The sequence below is a fragment of the Larkinella bovis genome, assembly GCF_042655385.1.
GTDB lineage: Bacteria > Bacteroidota > Bacteroidia > Cytophagales > Spirosomataceae > Larkinella > Larkinella bovis.
The window spans coordinates 1,497,705-1,516,838 of the sequence record NZ_JBHSMA010000001.1 but is presented as its reverse complement, the minus strand read 5'-3'; the positions used below and the strand labels follow the sequence as shown (position 1 = coordinate 1,516,838).

The following is a 19,134-nucleotide window of genomic DNA, read 5'->3' as shown; positions in this document are numbered from 1 at the left end:
GAGGTTAGATTTGGACATAAGTTCAACATTCTCCCCAACATTTCACAATGGAGGATCGTCCGATCATGGAATTTGATAATACATCCTTGTAATGATCATACCTCCATTTTGTTTCTTGCCGGAAACCTTCGTTTCTTGATATCCGTTGCCGTGAACGGATTAAAATCGGTTTACGATTGATTAAAACCCGGGCGGTTTTTCGAACGGTGGTCGGTTACTTTTGAGCCTGATAAACCCATTTCTGATTTCAATCCCGACATTTTATGGAGGAAAAGACCTCGTTCAAGCCTTCCCTGCGATTAATCGATGCTACCATGCTGGTGGCCGGGAGCATGATTGGCTCCGGAATTTTTATCGTCAGCGCCGACATCACCCGCAATACCGGCAGTGCGGGCTGGCTGATGTTTGTCTGGGTTATCACCGGTTTTATGACGCTGACAGCCGCCCTGAGTTACGGCGAACTGAGTGCCATGTTTCCCAAGGCCGGGGGGCAGTATGTGTACCTGAAAGAATCCTATAACCCACTGATCAGCTTTTTGTACGGCTGGAGTTTTTTCACGGTAATCCATACGGCAACCATCGCAGCGGTGGGGGTGGCTTTCGCCAAATTCACGGCCTATATTTTTCCATTTTTCAGCGAAGACAACCTCCTGGCAGACCTTGGGTTTTTCCGGATTTCGGCGGCCCAACTGCTTTCCATTCTGGTAATTGTCCTGCTTACCGTCGTTAATACGCGGGGGGTCAACAGCGGAAAAATCATCCAGACCTCGTTTACGCTGGCCAAGCTGCTGAGTCTCCTGGGGTTAATTGTCTTCGGTCTCTTCGCCATTCAATCGGATGTGTGGAGCGCCAACTGGCAGAACGCGTCGATCTGGGATTTACACAAACTGAATTCCGACGGAAGTACGGAATCATACACGACCATGGCGGCCTTCGGGGCCATTGCAGCCGCGATGGTAGGGTCTATTTTCAGTAGCGATTCGTGGCATACGGTGACATTTATCGCCGGTGAAATTAAAAATCCGAAGAAAAACATCGGGCTTAGTCTGGCGCTTGGGACCTTAATCGTAACCGTAATTTACCTGTTGACTAACATCATGTATACCGGTGTGCTGTCGTTGCAGGAAATCGCATCGGCCGACAAAGACCGGGTGGCCGTTACGGCTTCGCACGTTATTTTCGGAAATGCCGGTACGGTAATTATCGCGCTCATGATCATGGTTTCGACCTTCGGCTGCAATAACGGATTGATTATGGCCGGGGCCCGGGTGTATTACTCGATGGCGAAAGACGGTTTGTTTTTCGAGAAAGTGGGGCATTTGAATAAAAACGCTGTTCCGGCGCTGGCCTTGTGGATTCAGTGCGTTCTGGCCAGCATCTGGAGCCTGAGCGGTAAATACGGCGATTTGCTGGACATGATTTCGTTCGTCGTGGTGGTCTTTTACATGCTGACCATTGCCGGTATTTTCATTCTGCGGAAACGGCTCCCGGAAGCTCCCCGGCCCTACAAGGCCGTTGGCTACCCGGTTTTGCCCATTCTGTACATTGTGATGGGGCTGGCCTTCTGCGTGCTGCTGATCATTTATAAACCCCAGTATACCTGGCCGGGCCTGATTATTACCCTGGCTGGAATCCCGGTTTATTTCCTCATCGTAAAATCAAACCGTGGAAAAAAAGAACGCAAAATAACGGCCTCGAGTGTAGAATAGTGTCAGCAATTTATAGTTATAAAAAAGCGCCAAGTGGCGCTTTTTTATAACTATAAATGTGTCTGATAAAGGAGAAAGTAAACGTTAATGATCCTTGCTTTTATACGCACGGATATAATCGCTGGGTGACATGCCGGTAGTCTTCCGGAAAACCCGGTTAAAATTGGTGGCACTGTTAAAACCGGTCGAGTACGCAATGGTGGAAATGCCGTCGTAACTGCTGTTGATAATGCGCTTGCAGGCTTCGTTAATCCGGATTTCGTTCAGGAAGGTGTTGTACGTTTTCCGGGTATGCTTTTTGAAATATTTACAGAATGCGTGGGGCGTAATATTGGCAATATCGGCAATCCGGCTGAGGGTAATATTCTCGGCATAATGATCCAGTGTGTACTGAAAAATTTCATTCATCCGAATGCCTTCCGAATCCGAAACCGGGTAGCTTGCAAAGCCCGTATGCAGGGATTTCCATTCTTTAACCTCTTTGGAAAAATACTGGAACAGGCTGATGACCGACAAAAGGCGCTCCAGACTCGGCTTATTTTTTAGCTTTTTGATGATGCGGCCCACCTGGTTAGCGTGCTTGGCCGGAAGCTGTAGACCGTTCTGAATGGTTTTGAGAAACCGGCTGATGGCCTCCATTTCGGGCAAGTCGAGAAAGGACCTCGGAATCCGGTCCAGATCGAAAAAAACGTGGATGGCGTGGGCGTTGCCGACCTGCGGATTGACAAAGTGCTTCGGATCCGACTTGAAGATATGCGGTTGATTCGCGCCCAGAATATAAACATCGTTGGGCTGAAATGCCTGACTGTAATTGCCAACCATTAACGTTCCGGTCCCCTTGATAATCAGCGTGATCTGTAATTGTTTGTGGCGATGAAAATAATTGTAAAAGTGGGAAAGGATGTCCTCATCTACAATTACAGAATCCTCTTGGGGCACAGGTGGTGTAAAATGTAGAACCTTCATAGTGGTACGATTGGATAGGGTAGTTGTTAAACCATTTAATCTTCAAATAATGCAAATGAAATAGAGGCATGAAACGCTTCGGAATAAAGCGTCAAGCGGGCACTACCAGGCGTAGCGGCTTATTAATAGAGAGGTGCGTTTAAACCAATATTAACCAAATTTTGTATTTATGGCAATATGTGGGATAATATTTGTTGATTATTGGCTAATCCTTATGGAACGTATGGAACGAGAGAGTTTTTTTGAAATACTATATGGTATTTTAATTATGGTTTTTTGTGTTTCTGGAATAAATCTAATTTGAAAAGGGCAGATAGCGGAAAATACGAAAAACCGGTATTTTGCCAATACAGGTCACTTTTTGTAAAAATGGGTTGAGATAGAAACTAACTAGAGCTTCCGGCGCTGCATTTCCTTTCGAATGAGGTATAATTCGCGGCTGGTTTGTCCCGCCACCGAGCTGTTTTCCTGCGCCCGGCGCATCAGGTACGGAATAACATCGTGGATGGGTCCGTAGGGGAGGTATTTACTAACGTGGCAACCGGCTTTGGCGAGGTTAAAGGTAATGTTGTCGCTCATACCGTAGAGTTGCGAAAAGTGAATGTGGGGATGGTCGAGCGGAAGATTCTTGGCTTTCAGCAGGTTGACGGTATACTGAACGCTGTATTCATTATGGCTGGCTACAATTAGCGAAACCGTGTCGAGGTGTTCGAGGCAAAATTCGATGGCGTTATTGAAGTCGGCGTCGCTGGCCGCTTTGTCGGACTGAATCAACACCCGTTCCTGTCTTTCCAGCGCCCGTTTTCGCTCCTTTTCCATATAGGCTCCCCGCACAATCTTTGCACCGAAGATGATCCCGTTCTTAACGGCCAGCGCATAACTTACTTTCAGAAAGTCCAGCCGGTCGTGACGGTACAGCTGAATAGTGTTGAAAACCACGGCTTTTTCTTTATTGAACACCAGCATCGCTTCCATGGTCAGGGCGTCGATCGTATTCTGAATCCAGGATTCTTCGGCATCAATCAATACTCCAATGCCGTACTGAGCGGCTGTTTCGCAGATTTCAAAGGTCCGGCGAACCACCCGATCCCACTCCTGTTTTTCATCCGTCGTTAACGGGCTGGTGTCGATGACGGTGTTCAATTTCGAAACCAGGGCTAGTTCATTCAGTTTTTCGAGCAGGGCAAACCGGGCCAGGGCCGTGATTTTTATCCCAATCAACGGAACGTTGGAATGGCTGGAAGCGAACCGAATCACCTTGATGAATTCGGCTTTTGTCTGGTCAAAATCCGCTTCGGTTTCCTTCCCTTCGGCACCGTAATCCAGGATGACCTCCACGTTGAAGCTGTTCAGCTTGGCGATCAGACCGGTTGTATTTTCCAGGCTTTCTCCACCGACAAACTGCTCAAAAATGGTAGACCGAATCAGGCCGTTGACGGGCAATTTCCATTGAACAGCCAGTTCCGTCAGTTTGGCGCCCAGCTTCACCAGCCAGTTTTGGTTCATCAGGTAGAACAGGGCGTTCGCTTTTCTCAGTTGATGGTCTGATTTATAGGCGAACGCATCGGCAGTATTGTCCAGGGAAATGATGGATTTAATCTTCATACTGAATCAACGGTTTTTCTGCAAATCTAAAGACGGAATCCAGCAGGTGTGGGTTTTGGCAAAATCGGACGAGACTTGGACAATTTCCGACGCAGCCCAAGCCAAAGGGCGCTTTACCTTTGAAATACCGTTGTTTTAACCAGCAAATCATTATGTCAAATGGATTTTTCCGTGTTCCGGAACCCACTAACGAACCTGTTTTTACGTATGCTCCGGGGACGTCCGAACGAGCGGCCCTGAAAACCGCTCTGTCGGTGGCTCGCTCGCAGGAGGTCGATATTCCCATGTACATCGGTCAAACTGAGGTTCGCACGGATAAAAAAGTGCCCATCCGTCCCCCCCACGATCACCAGCACCTGCTTGGATACTATAACGAAGGAGACGCGAGCCATGTTCAGGCGGCCATCGACGCAGCGCTCTCCGCCAAACCGGTTTGGGAGGCTTTGTCGTGGACGGAACGGGCGACTATTTTCCTGAAAGCCGCCGACCTCGTGGCTGGTCCCTATCGGGCCCGAATCAATGCCGCCACGATGGTAGGGCAATCCAAGAATGCGTTTCAGGCTGAAATTGATTCGGCTTGCGAATTCATTGATTTTCTGCGGTTTAATGTGAGTTTTATGGCGCAGATTTACGGCCAGCAACCCAACTCCGGCCCGGGCGTCTGGAACCGGACGGAGTATCGGCCTCTCGAAGGATTCGTGTTTGCCCTGACGCCGTTCAACTTCACGGCCATCGCGGGTAATTTGCCTACGTCAGCGGCCATGATGGGTAATGTGGTTGTCTGGAAACCCTCAGAAAACCAGGTCTATGCGGCTCAGGTGATCATGGAAGTGCTGAAAGAAGCTGGTTTACCCGCGGGCGTGATTAACCTGATCTACGTGGATGGCCCCGTCGCGGGCGATGTTATTTTTAGTCATCCTGATTTCGCCGGGATTCATTTCACCGGTTCAACCCCGGTTTTTCAAACGATCTGGAAAACCATCGGCGAAAACCTGAGCCGGTACAAAAGCTACCCCCGCATCGTCGGCGAAACCGGCGGGAAGGATTTTGTCCTGGTGCATCCAAGTGCGGATATGGATGCGGTTTGCACGGCGTTGATTCGTGGCGCCTTTGAGTATCAGGGACAAAAGTGTTCGGCGGCTTCCCGGGCGTACATCCCGCAATCGGTATGGCCCGCCGTAAAAGACGGTTTGATCAGTGCATTGAAAACAATCAGGACGGGGCCGGTCGAGGACTTTGGAAATTTTGTCAATGCCGTCATTTCGGAAAAATCATTCGACAAACTGGCGAAGTACATTGAACAGGCGAAGGCCGACGGCGTTGAAATCGTCGCCGGGGGAACGTACGACAAATCCCGGGGCTATTTTATTCAGCCTACGGTTTTGCGCGTCGACGACCCGCAGTATGTGACCATGCGTGAAGAACTGTTCGGGCCGGTGTTGAGTGTGTATGTTTATGAAGACGCGGAGTACGAATCGATCATGAAGGTGATTGACGAGAGTTCGATTTATGCGTTAACGGGTTCCATTCTGGCCAGCGATCGGTACGCGATCGAGCAGGCGCTGACCGGTTTACGCAATGCCGCCGGCAATTTCTACATCAACGACAAACCGACAGGGGCCGTGGTCGGCCAGCAACCGTTTGGGGGCGCGCGTGGTTCCGGCACCAACGACAAGGCCGGGTCTTCCCTGAACCTGCTGCGCTGGGTTTCTCCGCGCACCATCAAAGAAACCTTTACTCCGCCCCGGCGCTACGAGTATCCGTTTTTAGCCAGCGAATAAAAACCGCCTTTCAGGTGCTTTTACCGATCAGAATGCCAGCCGGGTTGCGGAAAACCTGGCTGGCATTTTTTGTACTTATTAAATATCGGGTACGTTTATTTCTGAATAAACGTATCAGTATAACTTTTCCAAATTTATCAGTAGGCTTTCTGGTATATATCAGAATAATATTCTATGCATAAGGTTGTCAGTAGATTATAATTCGGCAGCTTAACGAATATTGTCTTTTGCTAAATAGATATTAGCCGAATGAGTTTGGGGGTATTTTGAGAGTCAAAATGTTGCTTTTCTTTGCTAAACAACACCCAAATCGTAATTATGTATGAAGGCTAAACTACTATGGTTTTTGTTTTTATTCTGTCATGGCTGGATGGCCTATGCGCAGGATAGATCCATTTCAGGAACCGTGCTGGCGAAAGAGGATAATTCGCCGTTACCGGGCGTATCGATTGTGATCGAAGGAACCTTAAAAGGAACACAAACCGATGCGGATGGAAAGTTTACGTTGCAGGTGCCTGCGGGTGCAACGTTGGTTGCTTCTTTTGTGGGGTATCAGAAATCCCGAATTCCGGTAACCAATCAGACGGTTTACAGCATCACGCTCGAAACCGAAGCCAAGACGTTGCAGGAACTGGTCGTAGTCGGATACGGTGCGCAAAACCGTAAGACCGTGACCGGGGCAATTTCTACCGTAAGCGCCGACCAGATCAAGAACATTCCGAGTCCTAGCCCGGATCAGGTGTTGCAGGGCCGTAGCCCGGGTGTTCAGGTGAGTGCCGGATCGGGCGAACCGGGCACCAGCGTGATGGTCCGGGTCCGGGGTGCCACCTCCATCAACGCCAGTTCGGAGCCGTTGTACGTCATCGACGGTGTGCCCATTGTTTCTCAAAACCTGGCTCGTTCAACCTTCGGGGCACCAACCAACCCCCTTTCAGATATCAATCCGTCCGATATCGAGTCGATGGAAATTCTGAAAGATGCTTCGGCTACGGCCATCTACGGCGCCCGGGCGGCCAACGGGGTGATTCTGATCACGACCAAGCGCGGAAAATCCGGCAAGCCGAACGTTTCGATTTCGTTCTACGGCGGAACTTCTTCTGCCTGGCGCGACCCGAACAAACTCCGGGTGGATGGACCGACGTTTGAAAAACTGCAAAATGAAGCCGCTGCCAACAACTGGACCGATACCTACGGTTCGCTAACTGCCCTGAACCCGTCGGGGGCGGCTTTCAAGGCACCGTACGCCAACCCGGACGCAGCCATCAATACCAACTGGCTCGAGCCAATCATGCAAAATGGCGGTCTCTACAACATTGATGCGTCGATTTCGGGCGGAAATGACAAGGTGAAGTACCTGGTTTCGGCCAATAATTTCCGGCAGGAGGGTTTGGTCAAACCGACGCTCTTTAACCGGAAGTCGTTCCGGGCCAACATTGACTTTAATGCGTCGGATGTGTTGCGGTTCGGGACCAGCATTCTGTACACGAACAGCCGGCGGAACCGGGTTCAGAATGGGAACAATACCAGTTCGGCACTGGCCAACGCGTTCTTCTACCCGAGTAACATTCCGATTTACAACGCCGACGGTACCTACAACCGGCCGGTTTGGGAAAGCCCCGTGGCCCTGGCCAACGAAACCGATTACCTCATGGAAACGGATCGGATCATTGGTAACTTCTTTGCCGACTGGACCATTGCCAACGGCCTGATTTTCCGGACCAACTGGAGCATCGATAACAACTACATCAACGAAAACCAGTATTCGAACACGAATCTGGTGGCTGGTGCGGGCGACATTGGCGGGACGGCCACGAGCAGTGTGGTCCACGATTTCAACTGGATCAACGAAAACGTATTGACCTATCAGTTCCGCCTGGCCGACAAGCACAATTTTAACCTGCTGGCGGGGACTACGATTCAGAAGAACACCAACAATTTTTCATCGGCAACCGGTAGCGGTTTTCCGAGCAACAGCTTCCGGACGATTGCCGCTGCGGCCGTTAAGAACTCCAATGCCGATCAAACCGCCTGGGCCATTGCGTCGGTGTTTGGCCGGATCAACTACGATTACGACAAAAAGTACCTGTTTACCGGAAACTTCCGTTACGACGGTTCATCCCGGTTTGGTTCGAACAACCGCTGGGGCTTTTTCCCCTCGGCTTCCGTCGGCTGGGTGATGTCGGAAGAGGATTTTATGAAAGGCTTCAAGGCGATTTCCGAACTGAAGTGGCGGATGAGCTACGGTGTTACCGGGAACCAGGGCGGGATCGGCAACTTTGCTTCCCTCGGTTTATGGGGCGGTCAGCGGGGCGGTTTGCGCGGGGGCGGTGGCCCAACACCGGGCTCGGGCGGTTCGGCTGCGTACGTCAACTATCCCGGTTTCAACCCGATCCAGTTGGCGAACCCCGACCTGAAATGGGAAACTACGGCGCAGTTTGACATCGGTTTCGATCTGGCCCTTCTCAACAACAAGCTCCGCTTCACGTTCGACTATTACAACAAGCAGACGAAAGACATGCTGCTCGAAGTGCCCACTCCGCGTTCGACCGGTTACAGCGTTCTGTTGCAGAACTACGGTGCCATGGAGAACAAAGGGATCGAACTGGGCATCACGGCCTCACCCAATGTGGGGAACAAGCTGACGTGGGACATCGCCTTCAACCTGTCGCATAACAAAAACGTGGTGAAGAAACTGGCGGCTCCGATCAGCGCCTTCACCCGCGACTACATCCGGATTGAAGAAGGGTATCCGCTGTTCTCGTTCTTCGTTCACGAACAGAAAGGGGTTGATCCGCAAACCGGTGACATCATCTGGCGGACCGGCGAAGACGGGGTTTTCAACATCAACCGTGACCGGTTTATCATCGGCAAAAGTGCCTGGCCGGATTTTCAGGGCGGTTTGAACAACACCCTCAAGTACGGAAACTTTGACCTGACGGCCTTCTTCCAGTACAGCTATGGCAATTACGTTTTCAACTACAACCGCTACTTCTTCGAACACGGTGGCGAACGGACGACGGGTTACAGCTCGCAGCAACTCGACCGCTGGCAAAAACCGGGTGATGTGACCGACATTCCCCGGATGGCCCGGAAAAACTACGACATCAATTTCCGGCCTTCGCGGCACGTCGAGGATGCCTCGTACCTGCGGCTGAAAAACCTGACGCTGGGCTATAACGTACCGAAGAAAATTGCTGCCAAAATTGGCTCGAACAACATTCGGGTGTATGCATCCGGCCAGAATGTGCTGACGTTCACCAAGTACACCGGTCTTGATCCGGAAGTGTCCGTAAGTCCGTCCGAAACCGTACAGGGGGTCGATCAGGGTGTCATGCCGCAACCCCGTGTCTGGATGGGAGGGATCAATCTAACGTTTTAATGTTCAGTATGATGAAGAAGATACTAACCGCTTTCATGCTCATCGCGACGGTTTCATCCTGCAATATTCTGGAGATCGAACCGCTGTCGCAAATCAGTAGCAACCAGGCTTTTACCGATCTCAATAGCGCGCAGGGCGTCGTGAACGGGATGTACAATAACTTGCAGATCGTTTACCAGTGGCGCGTGCAGGTCATCAGTGATGTGGCCTCCGATATGTCCCAGCAAATCGATACCTGGGATGCGCTCATTGCCGCAGACGAATTCAACTGGGGAGCCGACAATTCCGAAGTCGAGGATTTGTATACGACCCTGTACCGTTGCGTCGATATTGCAAACAACATTATTGCCTACGTGCCAGGGATGGCGGTTTCGCAGGCCGATAAAGACGATATGATGGGACAGGCGTATTTTGTCCGTGGTCTGGCATACTTTGACCTCGCCCGGTTTTGGGGTGGTATTCCCAACGTGTACGGAACAGATGGTGCGGTAATTAAACTGACACCATCGGTCGGGATTTCGCAGGACGATTTCGCAAAGCGGAGTACCCTGCGCCAGACCTACGATCAGGCCGAAAAGGATTTGCTGGAAGCCCTTGCCAAATTGCCTGAAACCCGGGCAACGGCGGTTTTGTCCAAAGCAAAAGCCACTAAACCGGCCGCCCGCGCCCTGCTGGCCCGCTATTACCTCTACAACCAGCAGTGGGCCAACGCCGAGAAATACGCGACGGACGCCATCGCCAACAAACCGCTCAATACGCCTTTCGAAACCATTTTCAAAACGAAAAACAGCGCCGAAACCCTGTTTGAGCTTCAGTATAACGAAAACGACGGGCAGGGAATTCGCCAGTGGTATTTCCCCTCGAGCCAGAACGGTCGGGGTGGAACGGCCCTGCACGATGAAACGTATGCTCAAATGGTTGCTAATCCGGCCGATGTCCGCGGAACGTTGACGGCCCGCAACACGACGGCCAACGTATATTACACGACTAAATGGAGCGCGGCCCAGAATGCCGATAACTTCCAGTTATTGCGGATGGCCGAACAATACCTGATTCGGGCAGAAGCGCGGGCCGAGCAGAATAACCTGACTGGTGCCGCCGACGACCTGAATGCGGTGCGGACCCGGGCGGGCATCGCTAAAACCACCGCGACCACCAAAACCGACCTGCTTTCGGCTATCTTGCAGGAACGTAAACTGGAGTTTGTGGGCGAAGGCCACCGCTGGTTCGATGTGATTCGCCGGGGAGCGGCCCTGACGACGTTTGGCAACGTGCGACGGTCGAAAGGGAGTTTGCCGAGCTATTCCATTAAAGTGGCCGGGCGGCAGGTGTTGCCATTTCCCTCCGCGGAAGTTCGGACCAACACCAACATCCAGCAGAATGAAGTTTATCGTTGAATCCTAGTCTGAAACGCAACCCCAATTTCCGATAAGTTGATTTCAAATTACTTTATGAAGCACTCTATTTCCTTATTCCTGCTGTGCCTTGTTGCCTGCACGGTGGCATTCGCACAAAACCGAACCCTTAAACTGGATGCCGACGTAACGACCAAAGATCAGGTTACGATCAAGGGCAAAGTGGTTCCGTACAACGCCACGGCTGGCAATCAGCCGGTTTGGGACGAAAATGGCCGTCCGATTGCCTCCCTGTTTTACGTCTACTACGAGCGTTCCGACGTCGCCGACCGGTCGACGCGGCCGTTGTTCATTTCGTTCAATGGCGGCCCGGGGGCGGCTTCCTGCTGGATGCACCTGGGCTATACCGGCCCCAAGCGGGTGCTGGTCGATGATGAAGGCTATCCGGTTCAGCCCTACGGATTTAAAGACAATCCGCAGTCCATTCTGGACGTGGCCGATATTGTTTACGTCGAACCCGTCAATACCGGTTTTTCGCGGGCGATCAACGATTCCATTCCGAAGTCGAAATTCTTCGGCGTCAATGCCGATATCAAGTACCTGGCGGAGTGGATTGCCACGTTTGTGGGTCGGAAAAACCGCTGGCCGTCGCCGAAGTACCTGATCGGTGAAAGCTACGGAACCACCCGGGTGTCGGGCCTGGCGCTGGAGTTACAAAATGTGCACTGGATGTATTTGAACGGGGTCATTCTGGTGTCGCCAACGGGCCTGGGTCTGGAACGGGGTGGGCCGGTTGCCGCCGGAAACGTCCTGCCGTATTTTGCCGCTACGGCCTGGTACCACAAAAAGCTGCCCCAGGATTTGCAATCGAAAGACCTGAACGCGGTTTTGCCCGAAGTGGAGCAGTTTACCGTAAACGAACTGATTCCAGCGCTGGCGCGGGGCGGTTTTCTGGATCCGGCCAAGAAAAAGCAACTCGGTGCCAAAGTGGCCCGGTATTCCGGTTTGTCCGAAAAAGTGGTGATGGAGAATAACCTGGCGATTCCGACCTCGTATTTCTGGAAAGAATTGCTGCGGGATAAAGGATATAACGTTGGTCGGCTGGATTCGCGCTACCTCGGCATCGATCGCCAGACGGCGGGTGAACGACCCGATTATGCCGCCGAAAATACGTCCTGGCAGCACACCTTTACGCCCGCCATCAACACGTATTTACGCGAGCACCTCAAGTACAAAACCGACCTGAAATACTACATCGCCGGACAGACTCGTCCCTGGGATCGCGAAGGCGCGAATACGGACCTTACGGGCGAAAACCTGCGGCAGGCCATGGCCCAGAACCCGTACCTGAACGTGATGATTCAGTCCGGTTATTACGATGGAGCCACGGATTATTTCAACGCCAAGTACAACATGTGGCACATCGACCCGAGCGGGAAACTGAAAGATCGGCTGAGCTGGAAAGGCTACCGCAGCGGTCACATGATGTATCTGCGTCAGGAAGATCTGGTGACCTCAAACGAAGACATTCGGCAGTTTATCATCAAAACGACGCCCAAATCGGGTCAGCCCGCTAAATACACGGAAGCGCCTTCCAATGCGGCTAGTGGTAAGTAAGTTCGAAACCCATTACGTTAACCTGCAAAGAAATCCATGAAGCGAATTATAATTGCTATTGTACTCGGAATTACCACGGCTTCGTTCACCCTGGCGCAGCAACAACGGCGGCCCGGTGCCCCCGGGGCGCCAACCAGCCCGGCCGCGGCCGCTCCGGCTCCTTCCCCGGGCCTTGCGAACTACACGCCCAAACCGGGTCCCAACGACCTGAAGCTATTGATGGACTCCACGATCACCTCCAGCAATACCGTGACGATCAAGGGGGTTAAGGTTCCGTATACGGCCACGGTCGGCACACAGCCGGTTTGGGACGAAAACGGCAAACCGATTGCCGGGGTCTTCTTTACCTACTACGAACGCTCGGATGTGAAAGACCGGGCCAGCCGTCCGCTGGTGATTTCGTTCAACGGCGGCCCGGGTACGGCTTCGGTCTGGATGCACCTGGCCTACACCGGCCCGAAGCTGCTGAATATCGACAGCGAAGGCTATCCGGTGCAGCCCTACACGGTTAAGGACAACCCGCAGTCTATTCTGGATGTGGCCGACATCGTGTATATTGACCCGGTGAATACCGGTTATTCGCGCCCGGCCAACAGCAATGTGCCCAAATCGAAATTCTTCGGGGTAAACGCCGACATCAAGTACCTGGCCGACTGGTTGAGTACGTTTGTCAGCCGGAAAAACCGCTGGTCGTCGCCGAAGTACCTGATCGGCGAAAGCTACGGAACGACGCGCGTGTCGGGTCTGGCGCTGGAACTGCAAAATGCCAACTGGATGTACATCAACGGGGTCATTCTGGTATCACCAACGAACCTCGGGATCGAGCGTCGCGGACCGGTTTCTGAGGCCAATATGTTGCCGTATTATGCTGCTACGGCCTGGTACCACAAAGCGCTGAGCGCCGATTTACAGAAGAAAGACCTGGTGGCCATGTTGCCCGAAGTGGAAAAGTTTACCATCGACGAACTGATTCCGACGCTGACGATGGGCGGTTTTGTCGATCCGGCGAAACGGAAGCAGATTGCGGCCAAGTATGCCCAGTATTCCGGTTTGTCCGAGAAAGTGATTCTGGAACATAACCTGAACATTCCGCCGTCCTTTTTCTGGAAGGAACTGCTGCGTACGCGGGGCTATACGGTCGGTCGGCTGGATTCGCGCTATCTGGGTATCGACAGCCAGGATGCGGGCGAACGGCCCGAATACGCGGCTGAGCTGACCTCCTGGCTGCACTCGTTCACCCCGCCGATCAACTATTATTTCCGCCAGGTGCTGGGCTACAAAACCGACCTGAAATACTACATGTTCGGCCCGGTTCAACCCTGGCTGCGGACGGGTGAAAATGCCGACAACACCGGCGAAAACCTGCGGCAGGCCATGGCCCAGAACCCGTACCTGAATCTGCTGGTCCAGTCGGGCTACTACGATGGGGCCTGCGACTACTTCAACGCGCAGTACAACATGTGGCAGATGGACCCCAGTGGGGTTTTGAAAAACCGCATGGAATGGAAAGGCTACCGCAGCGGTCACATGATGTATTTGCGGCAGGAAGACCTGGTTTCGGCCAACGAAGATATCCGGTCCTTCATTAAAAAATCGACCCCGAAACCCGGCCAGCCCGCTAAGTATACGATGGCTCCCTAAACCGGGTGTTAACTTTAAGTACCTGAATACGGCCCTCTGAAGTTGCTGAAAACCGGCGCTTCAGAGGGTTTTTTCGGCTGGCTGAAGGCCTCCCGCGCTTATTTCCGGAACGTCCATTCTTTAACCACTACTTCGGAATCCTGGATCGCCTGGTAAAGCTGTTTGTCAGACTTGAAAATGGTCTGGGTTAATAAAAAAGTTTCTACATGCACCCTGACCGATGCGGTTTCGAAGGGCCACGGGTCGATCAGAAGGGATTCGTCCCCGCGCTGTTGCAGGTAATACGAAATGCGATCGGGTCCCTGGCTAATCTCAAGCCGCCGTTCTTCCGGGGGAATCTGATTTCGGCAGAGAATAAGCGACAGGGCATCACACCACTGTAGAAACCCGTACGCGTAGGCAGCTTCAGCTTTCGTCGCCTTCGCTTCCGTTCGCCAGGTCTGCTGGTTGGCGAGTTGCTCATCTAAAAACTGGTCCAGTTCGGGATCCGACCCGCGCTGGGGCTCGTACAGAAAGGAGGTGTGAAGCGACATGAGTAACGCATTCCACCGGCTTTTTTGCAGGCCAATTTGAATCAGATTCCGGCATTGCTCCACCGAATGGTCCACAAGCTGGAAGGGAAGCGGTGCTCCTGCCTGGGTGAGGTGGTTGCGGGCCTGCCACGGAACCTGTCCGTCATCATGCTCGGTGAGGGCAACGAGGGTTTCGGGCCAATGGACAGGGCGTTTTTTTACCTGCCAGTTCAAGGCCAGTTGCAGGGCCAGTAAGCCGTGAGCCGGTTGATGAATCAATTGCCAGCCGGTATCGGTTTGTGTAATAATCATTCGAATAGAAGTCAGAAAAGCGGATTCGCGGAAGAAAGACGTTTCCTGGAATACGAGTTTATCATACCGGTAACAAAATAAAAGCAGGTAGCGCCCGGATCGGGCTCGAATAACGAGCGTGTGGTCGACTGGCCCAAAACCTCATTATTGATCCCCGAAAATACCCCTTTCGGGTGGATTGGGGTTCAAGGAAAGGCGGGGACCGGATGCGTTTTGAGAAGGCTGACCTGCGGTCACCATCCTGGGCCTGTGTCCAGCCGGAATCGATCAATAAAACAGGAGATGAGAGAGTCGTTGCTGATTTACGTGGTGGATGATGACGCCGATTATCGGTTTTTAGTGCAGCAGGTATTCAGGCGGTTTTTGCCCCAATATTCCCTGCGACTGTTTGTGGACGGCCTGGCGTTGATTCACCATATGGAGTCCTCCAGTACCGATTCTGATGGGGCTCACCAAACGAAGGAAAACCCGGACCAGCCCGGTTTGATCGTGCTGGATGTAGACATGCCCAGGCTGAACGGTTTCCGGACGCTGGAGCGATTGAAACGGAATGCGAGCTGGAATCCTATCCCCGTGGTGCTGATGAGCAACCGAACAGAGCCCGGTTTTGAAACAGCCGCCCGTGCATTAGGGGCCGGTTCGTATCTTTCCAAGCCGATGGGAGTGGACCAGCTCCAGACCATGATGACACAGGTATGCCACCATTGGCTGAATGGTGGCGGTTGAGCAACCGGTTGGCGAGTCGTCTCCGCAACGAAACCGGACGGCAGACTCCGGTTCGTAGAAATCCGGTTTACATATTTCGCCGGTATTGCCCGCCGACCTCATACAAAGCGCGTGACAATTGACCCAGCGAACAGACTTTGGTCGCTTCCATAAGCGCTTCGAAAATATTTCCGTTGGATAAAGCCACCGTTTGCACCTGTTTAAGAGCAACAGCCGCAGCTTCCCGGTTTCGTTCCTGGAACGCTTTCCGGGATTCGATGGCGAACCGTTTTTCGTCCTCCGTCGAACGGATGACTTCTCCGGGCGTAATCGTAGGAGAGCCCTTGGGGTCCAGAAACGTGTTGACGCCGACGATCGGGAGTTTGCCGCTATGTTTCTGCATTTCATAAACCATCGATTCGTCCTGAATCTTGCTCCGCTGATACATCCGTTCCATCGCGCCCAAGACCCCGCCCCGTTCGTTGAGGCTGCGAAACTCATTCAAAACCGCCTTCTCGACCCGATCGGTCAGTTCTTCGATAATGAACGCGCCCTGTAATGGATTCTCATTTTTCGTAAGCCCAAACTCCTTGTTGATGATCAACTGGATCGCCATGGCACGCCGTACGCTTTCTTCGGTGGGGGTCGTAATGGCTTCGTCGTAGGCGTTGGTATGCAGGGAGTTGCAGTTGTCCGACAACGCCGTCAGCGCCTGGAGCGTGGTTCGGATGTCGTTGAAGGCAATCTCCTGGGCGTGTAAACTCCGGCCCGAGGTCTGGATGTGGTACTTTAGCTTCTGCGAACGCTCGTTGGCTTTGTATTTATACTTCATGGCTTTGGCCCAGATCCGGCGCGCCACCCGGCCCAGGACCGAGTATTCGGGGTCCATGCCGTTCGAGAAAAAAAACGACAGGTTAGGCGCAAAGTCGTCGATGTGCATCCCCCGTGCCAGGTAATATTCCACAAATGTAAAACCGTTCGAGAGGGTAAAGGCCAGCTGGGAAATCGGATTGGCACCGGCTTCCGCGATATGATAACCGGAAATCGAAACCGAATAAAAGTTGCGAACCTGCTGGTCGGTAAAATACTGCTGGATATCGCCCATCATCCGCAGGGCAAATTCCGTCGAAAAAATGCAGGTGTTCTGCGCCTGATCCTCTTTCAGAATATCCGCCTGAACCGTTCCGCGCACCTGCCGGAGTGTATCTGCTTTGATCTTTTCGTACACATCTTTGGGCAAAACCTGGTCGCCGGTTGTCCCGAGCAGCAGCAGGCCCAGCCCCCCGTTCCCCTCGGGCAGGGGGCCGTTGTAGGAGGGGGCTGCGGGGTCGCCGGGACGTTCAGGCTTCAGACCTTGTTGCCTGAGCCATTTCTCGCATTGCTGGTCGATGGCGGTGTTCAGGAAAAAACCGAGCAACATCGGGGCCGGGCCGTTGATGGTCATCGAGACCGAGGTGGTCGGATCGCAGAGATCAAAACCGCTATACAGTTTTTTGGCATCGTCCAGGGTGCAGATGTTGACACCCGAGTTGCCAATTTTGCCGTAAATATCCGGGCGGTAATCGGGGTCTTCGCCGTAGAGCGTCACCGAATCGAAGGCGGTGGAAAGCCGTTTGGCGGGTAAGCCCTTGGAAACGTAGTGAAACCGCCGGTTGGTGCGTTCCGGCCCGCCTTCCCCCGCAAACATGCGTGTTGGGTCTTCGCCTTCGCGTTTGAGCGGAAAGACACCCGCTGCGTACGGAAACTCGCCGGGGACGTTTTCGGTCAGTAACCAATGCAGAATGTCGCCCCAGTCTTCGTACGTCGGCAAACTGATTTTCGGAATGCGCAACCCCGACAGCGATGTGGAGAATAAATTCTGATGGATGGTTTTGTTCCGGACCTGGTACTGGTACGTATCGGCTTGGTACTGCTGTTTTAAGGTTGCCCAGTTTTTGAGAAGCTGCCGGCATTCGTGGTGAAGCCGGTTTTCAAAATCGGCATACAGGCTTTTGAGGGCTTCCGTGACGGCGGTTTCGGCTTCCGGGACAGTTCCGAGAACACCGTCGATCTGGTACAGTTTACGGGCTATGGCAACCTGCTCCCTGATAAAACGATCGTATTGCTCGCTGGATTCAACGATTTCGGCCAGGTACCGAACGCGATCGGGCGGAATGATGGCTGATGGGGCTGATACCGGCGGATGGGTGATGGTATGATCCAGAAAACGAACCCCGGTTTTCTGGTCGATTTCCTGAAATAAGCGGGAAAACAGCGCATTCATGCCGGTGTCGTTGAACTGCGAAGCGATGGTCCCGAAAATGGGCAGCTCATCATCGGCGGTTTCCCAAATGGCCGGATGAGTAGAGCTGTGGTTGCGACGGTATTGTTTTCGAACATCCCGCAATGCATCCAGGGACCCGCGTTTATCAAATTTATTGATGGCGATCAGGTCGGCAAAATCGAGCATGTCGATTTTCTCCAACTGCGTGGCCGCCCCGTAATCAGCAGTCATGACGTACAGACTCACGTTCGAGTGTTCGGTAATTTCGGTATCCGATTGCCCGATCCCCGAAGTTTCGACAATGATCAGGTCAAATTGCGCGAGTTTGCAAACGGCAATGGCGTCCTGGACGTGTTTGCTCAGCGCCAGATTAACCTGCCGGGTCGCCAGCGAGCGCATGTAAACCCGTCCGGCCGCCAGATCGGGGTGGATGGCGTTCATCCGAATCCGATCACCAAGCAAGGCCCCGCCGGTTTTCCTTTTCGAGGGATCGACCGAAAGGATGGCAACCGTTTTGTCGGGGATATGCACCAAAAACCGGCGCACGAGTTCATCCACCAGCGACGATTTGCCGGCCCCGCCGGTGCCGGTAATCCCCACCACCGGTACGGTTTTCAGGGGTCCGGCCATTTCGCGGTTCGGGGTCGCCGGATGGCTTCGTTGCGATCCCGAAGGCAATGGAGTCGGATTTGACATCCCGAACAGCGAAGCAAACCGTTCGGGATCGTTTTCGGCCAGTGAAATAAGTTGTCCGATCTGCCTACTGTCTTTCACACCCGGCCATTGCTTCGGGGAGCCGTTGATAGCCAGTGGTTTGAGCATCTGGTCGCACTGCGCCAGCAGGTCGTTGATCATGCCCTGCAGGCCCATGATCCGGCCGTCGTCCGGAGCGTAAATGCGCGCGACCCCGTATCGATGTAACTCCTCGATTTCGTTGGGCAGGATGGTGCCACCGCCACCACCAAAGACCTTGATATGAGCGGATTGTCGTTCCTTAAGTAAATCAATCATGTACTTGAAAAACTCCAGGTGCCCACCCTGGTAGGAGGTGATCGCAATACCCTGAACATCTTCCTGAATGGCGCAATCCACGATCTCCGCCACCGATCGGTTGTGCCCCAGGTGAATGACTTCCGCCCCGGATGCCTGCATGATCCGGCGCATGATGTTGATGGCAGCATCGTGGCCGTCGAAGAGCGACGCGGCCGTAACGATGCGGATGGGGTGCTGGGGTTGGTACGGTTTTACGGTTTGTTGCGATACCATGATCAAATTGCAAATTGTTGCGT

The 19,134-nt window shown here is 53.0% G+C and carries 11 protein-coding genes; 7 read left to right on the top strand and 4 right to left on the bottom strand.

The genetic code is table 11. The features are described 5' to 3' along the window. Positions 1-263 precede the first annotated feature (263 nt). Positions 264-1,709, top strand: coding sequence for an APC family permease (locus tag ACFPMF_RS06285; protein WP_379842239.1), 1,446 nt, complete (start codon positions 264-266; stop codon positions 1,707-1,709). 84 nt (positions 1,710-1,793) lie between these two features. Here the strand turns inward: ACFPMF_RS06285 and ACFPMF_RS06280 are convergent, their stop codons facing one another. Beyond that, positions 1,794-2,675 carry an AraC family transcriptional regulator gene (locus ACFPMF_RS06280; RefSeq protein ID WP_379842237.1) on the bottom strand — a complete coding sequence of 294 codons (882 nt, stop codon included), beginning with the start codon at positions 2,673-2,675 and terminating at the stop codon, positions 1,794-1,796. Between the two features lie 390 nt (positions 2,676-3,065). Continuing rightward, complete coding sequence (locus ACFPMF_RS06275) at positions 3,066-4,280, bottom strand: proline dehydrogenase family protein (RefSeq protein ID WP_379842235.1); 1,215 nt, start codon at positions 4,278-4,280, stop codon at positions 3,066-3,068. Between the two features lie 152 nt (positions 4,281-4,432). On the opposite strand from ACFPMF_RS06275, the gene pruA reads away from it, so the two are divergent. The 5 genes from pruA (at position 4,433) to ACFPMF_RS06250 (ending at position 14,053) form a co-directional block, all read left to right on the top strand. Continuing rightward, positions 4,433-6,061 carry an L-glutamate gamma-semialdehyde dehydrogenase gene (pruA, locus tag ACFPMF_RS06270; RefSeq protein ID WP_379842233.1) on the top strand — a complete coding sequence of 543 codons (1,629 nt, stop codon included), beginning with the start codon at positions 4,433-4,435 and terminating at the stop codon, positions 6,059-6,061. A 322-nt stretch (positions 6,062-6,383) separates the two neighbouring features. After that, positions 6,384-9,440, top strand: a complete 3,057-nt coding sequence (locus ACFPMF_RS06265; protein ID WP_379842231.1) for a SusC/RagA family TonB-linked outer membrane protein — start codon at positions 6,384-6,386, stop codon at positions 9,438-9,440. Between the two features lie 11 nt (positions 9,441-9,451). Continuing rightward, complete coding sequence (locus ACFPMF_RS06260) at positions 9,452-10,837, top strand: RagB/SusD family nutrient uptake outer membrane protein (RefSeq protein WP_379842229.1); 1,386 nt, start codon at positions 9,452-9,454, stop codon at positions 10,835-10,837. Positions 10,838-10,891: 54 nt separating this feature from the next. Further along, positions 10,892-12,412 carry a S10 family peptidase gene (locus tag ACFPMF_RS06255; protein ID WP_379842227.1) on the top strand — a complete coding sequence of 507 codons (1,521 nt, stop codon included), beginning with the start codon at positions 10,892-10,894 and terminating at the stop codon, positions 12,410-12,412. Between the two features lie 36 nt (positions 12,413-12,448). Continuing rightward, positions 12,449-14,053 carry a S10 family peptidase gene (locus ACFPMF_RS06250; protein ID WP_379842225.1) on the top strand — a complete coding sequence of 535 codons (1,605 nt, stop codon included), beginning with the start codon at positions 12,449-12,451 and terminating at the stop codon, positions 14,051-14,053. Positions 14,054-14,151: 98 nt separating this feature from the next. Here ACFPMF_RS06250 and ACFPMF_RS06245 read toward each other — a convergent pair whose 3' ends face one another. Next, a complete protein-coding gene (locus ACFPMF_RS06245; protein WP_379842223.1) occupies positions 14,152-14,877 on the bottom strand; it encodes a DUF3891 family protein in 726 nt (241 codons plus the stop codon). A 282-nt stretch (positions 14,878-15,159) separates the two neighbouring features. Between ACFPMF_RS06245 and ACFPMF_RS06240 the strand changes: the two genes are divergently transcribed. After that, entirely contained in the window at positions 15,160-15,603 is a 444-nt protein-coding gene (locus ACFPMF_RS06240; protein ID WP_379842221.1) for a response regulator, read from the top strand. 67 nt (positions 15,604-15,670) lie between these two features. On the opposite strand, the gene ACFPMF_RS06235 is transcribed toward ACFPMF_RS06240, so the two are convergent. Beyond that, positions 15,671-19,111 carry a methylmalonyl-CoA mutase family protein gene (locus ACFPMF_RS06235; RefSeq protein WP_379842219.1) on the bottom strand — a complete coding sequence of 1,147 codons (3,441 nt, stop codon included), beginning with the start codon at positions 19,109-19,111 and terminating at the stop codon, positions 15,671-15,673. Positions 19,112-19,134 lie beyond the last annotated feature (23 nt).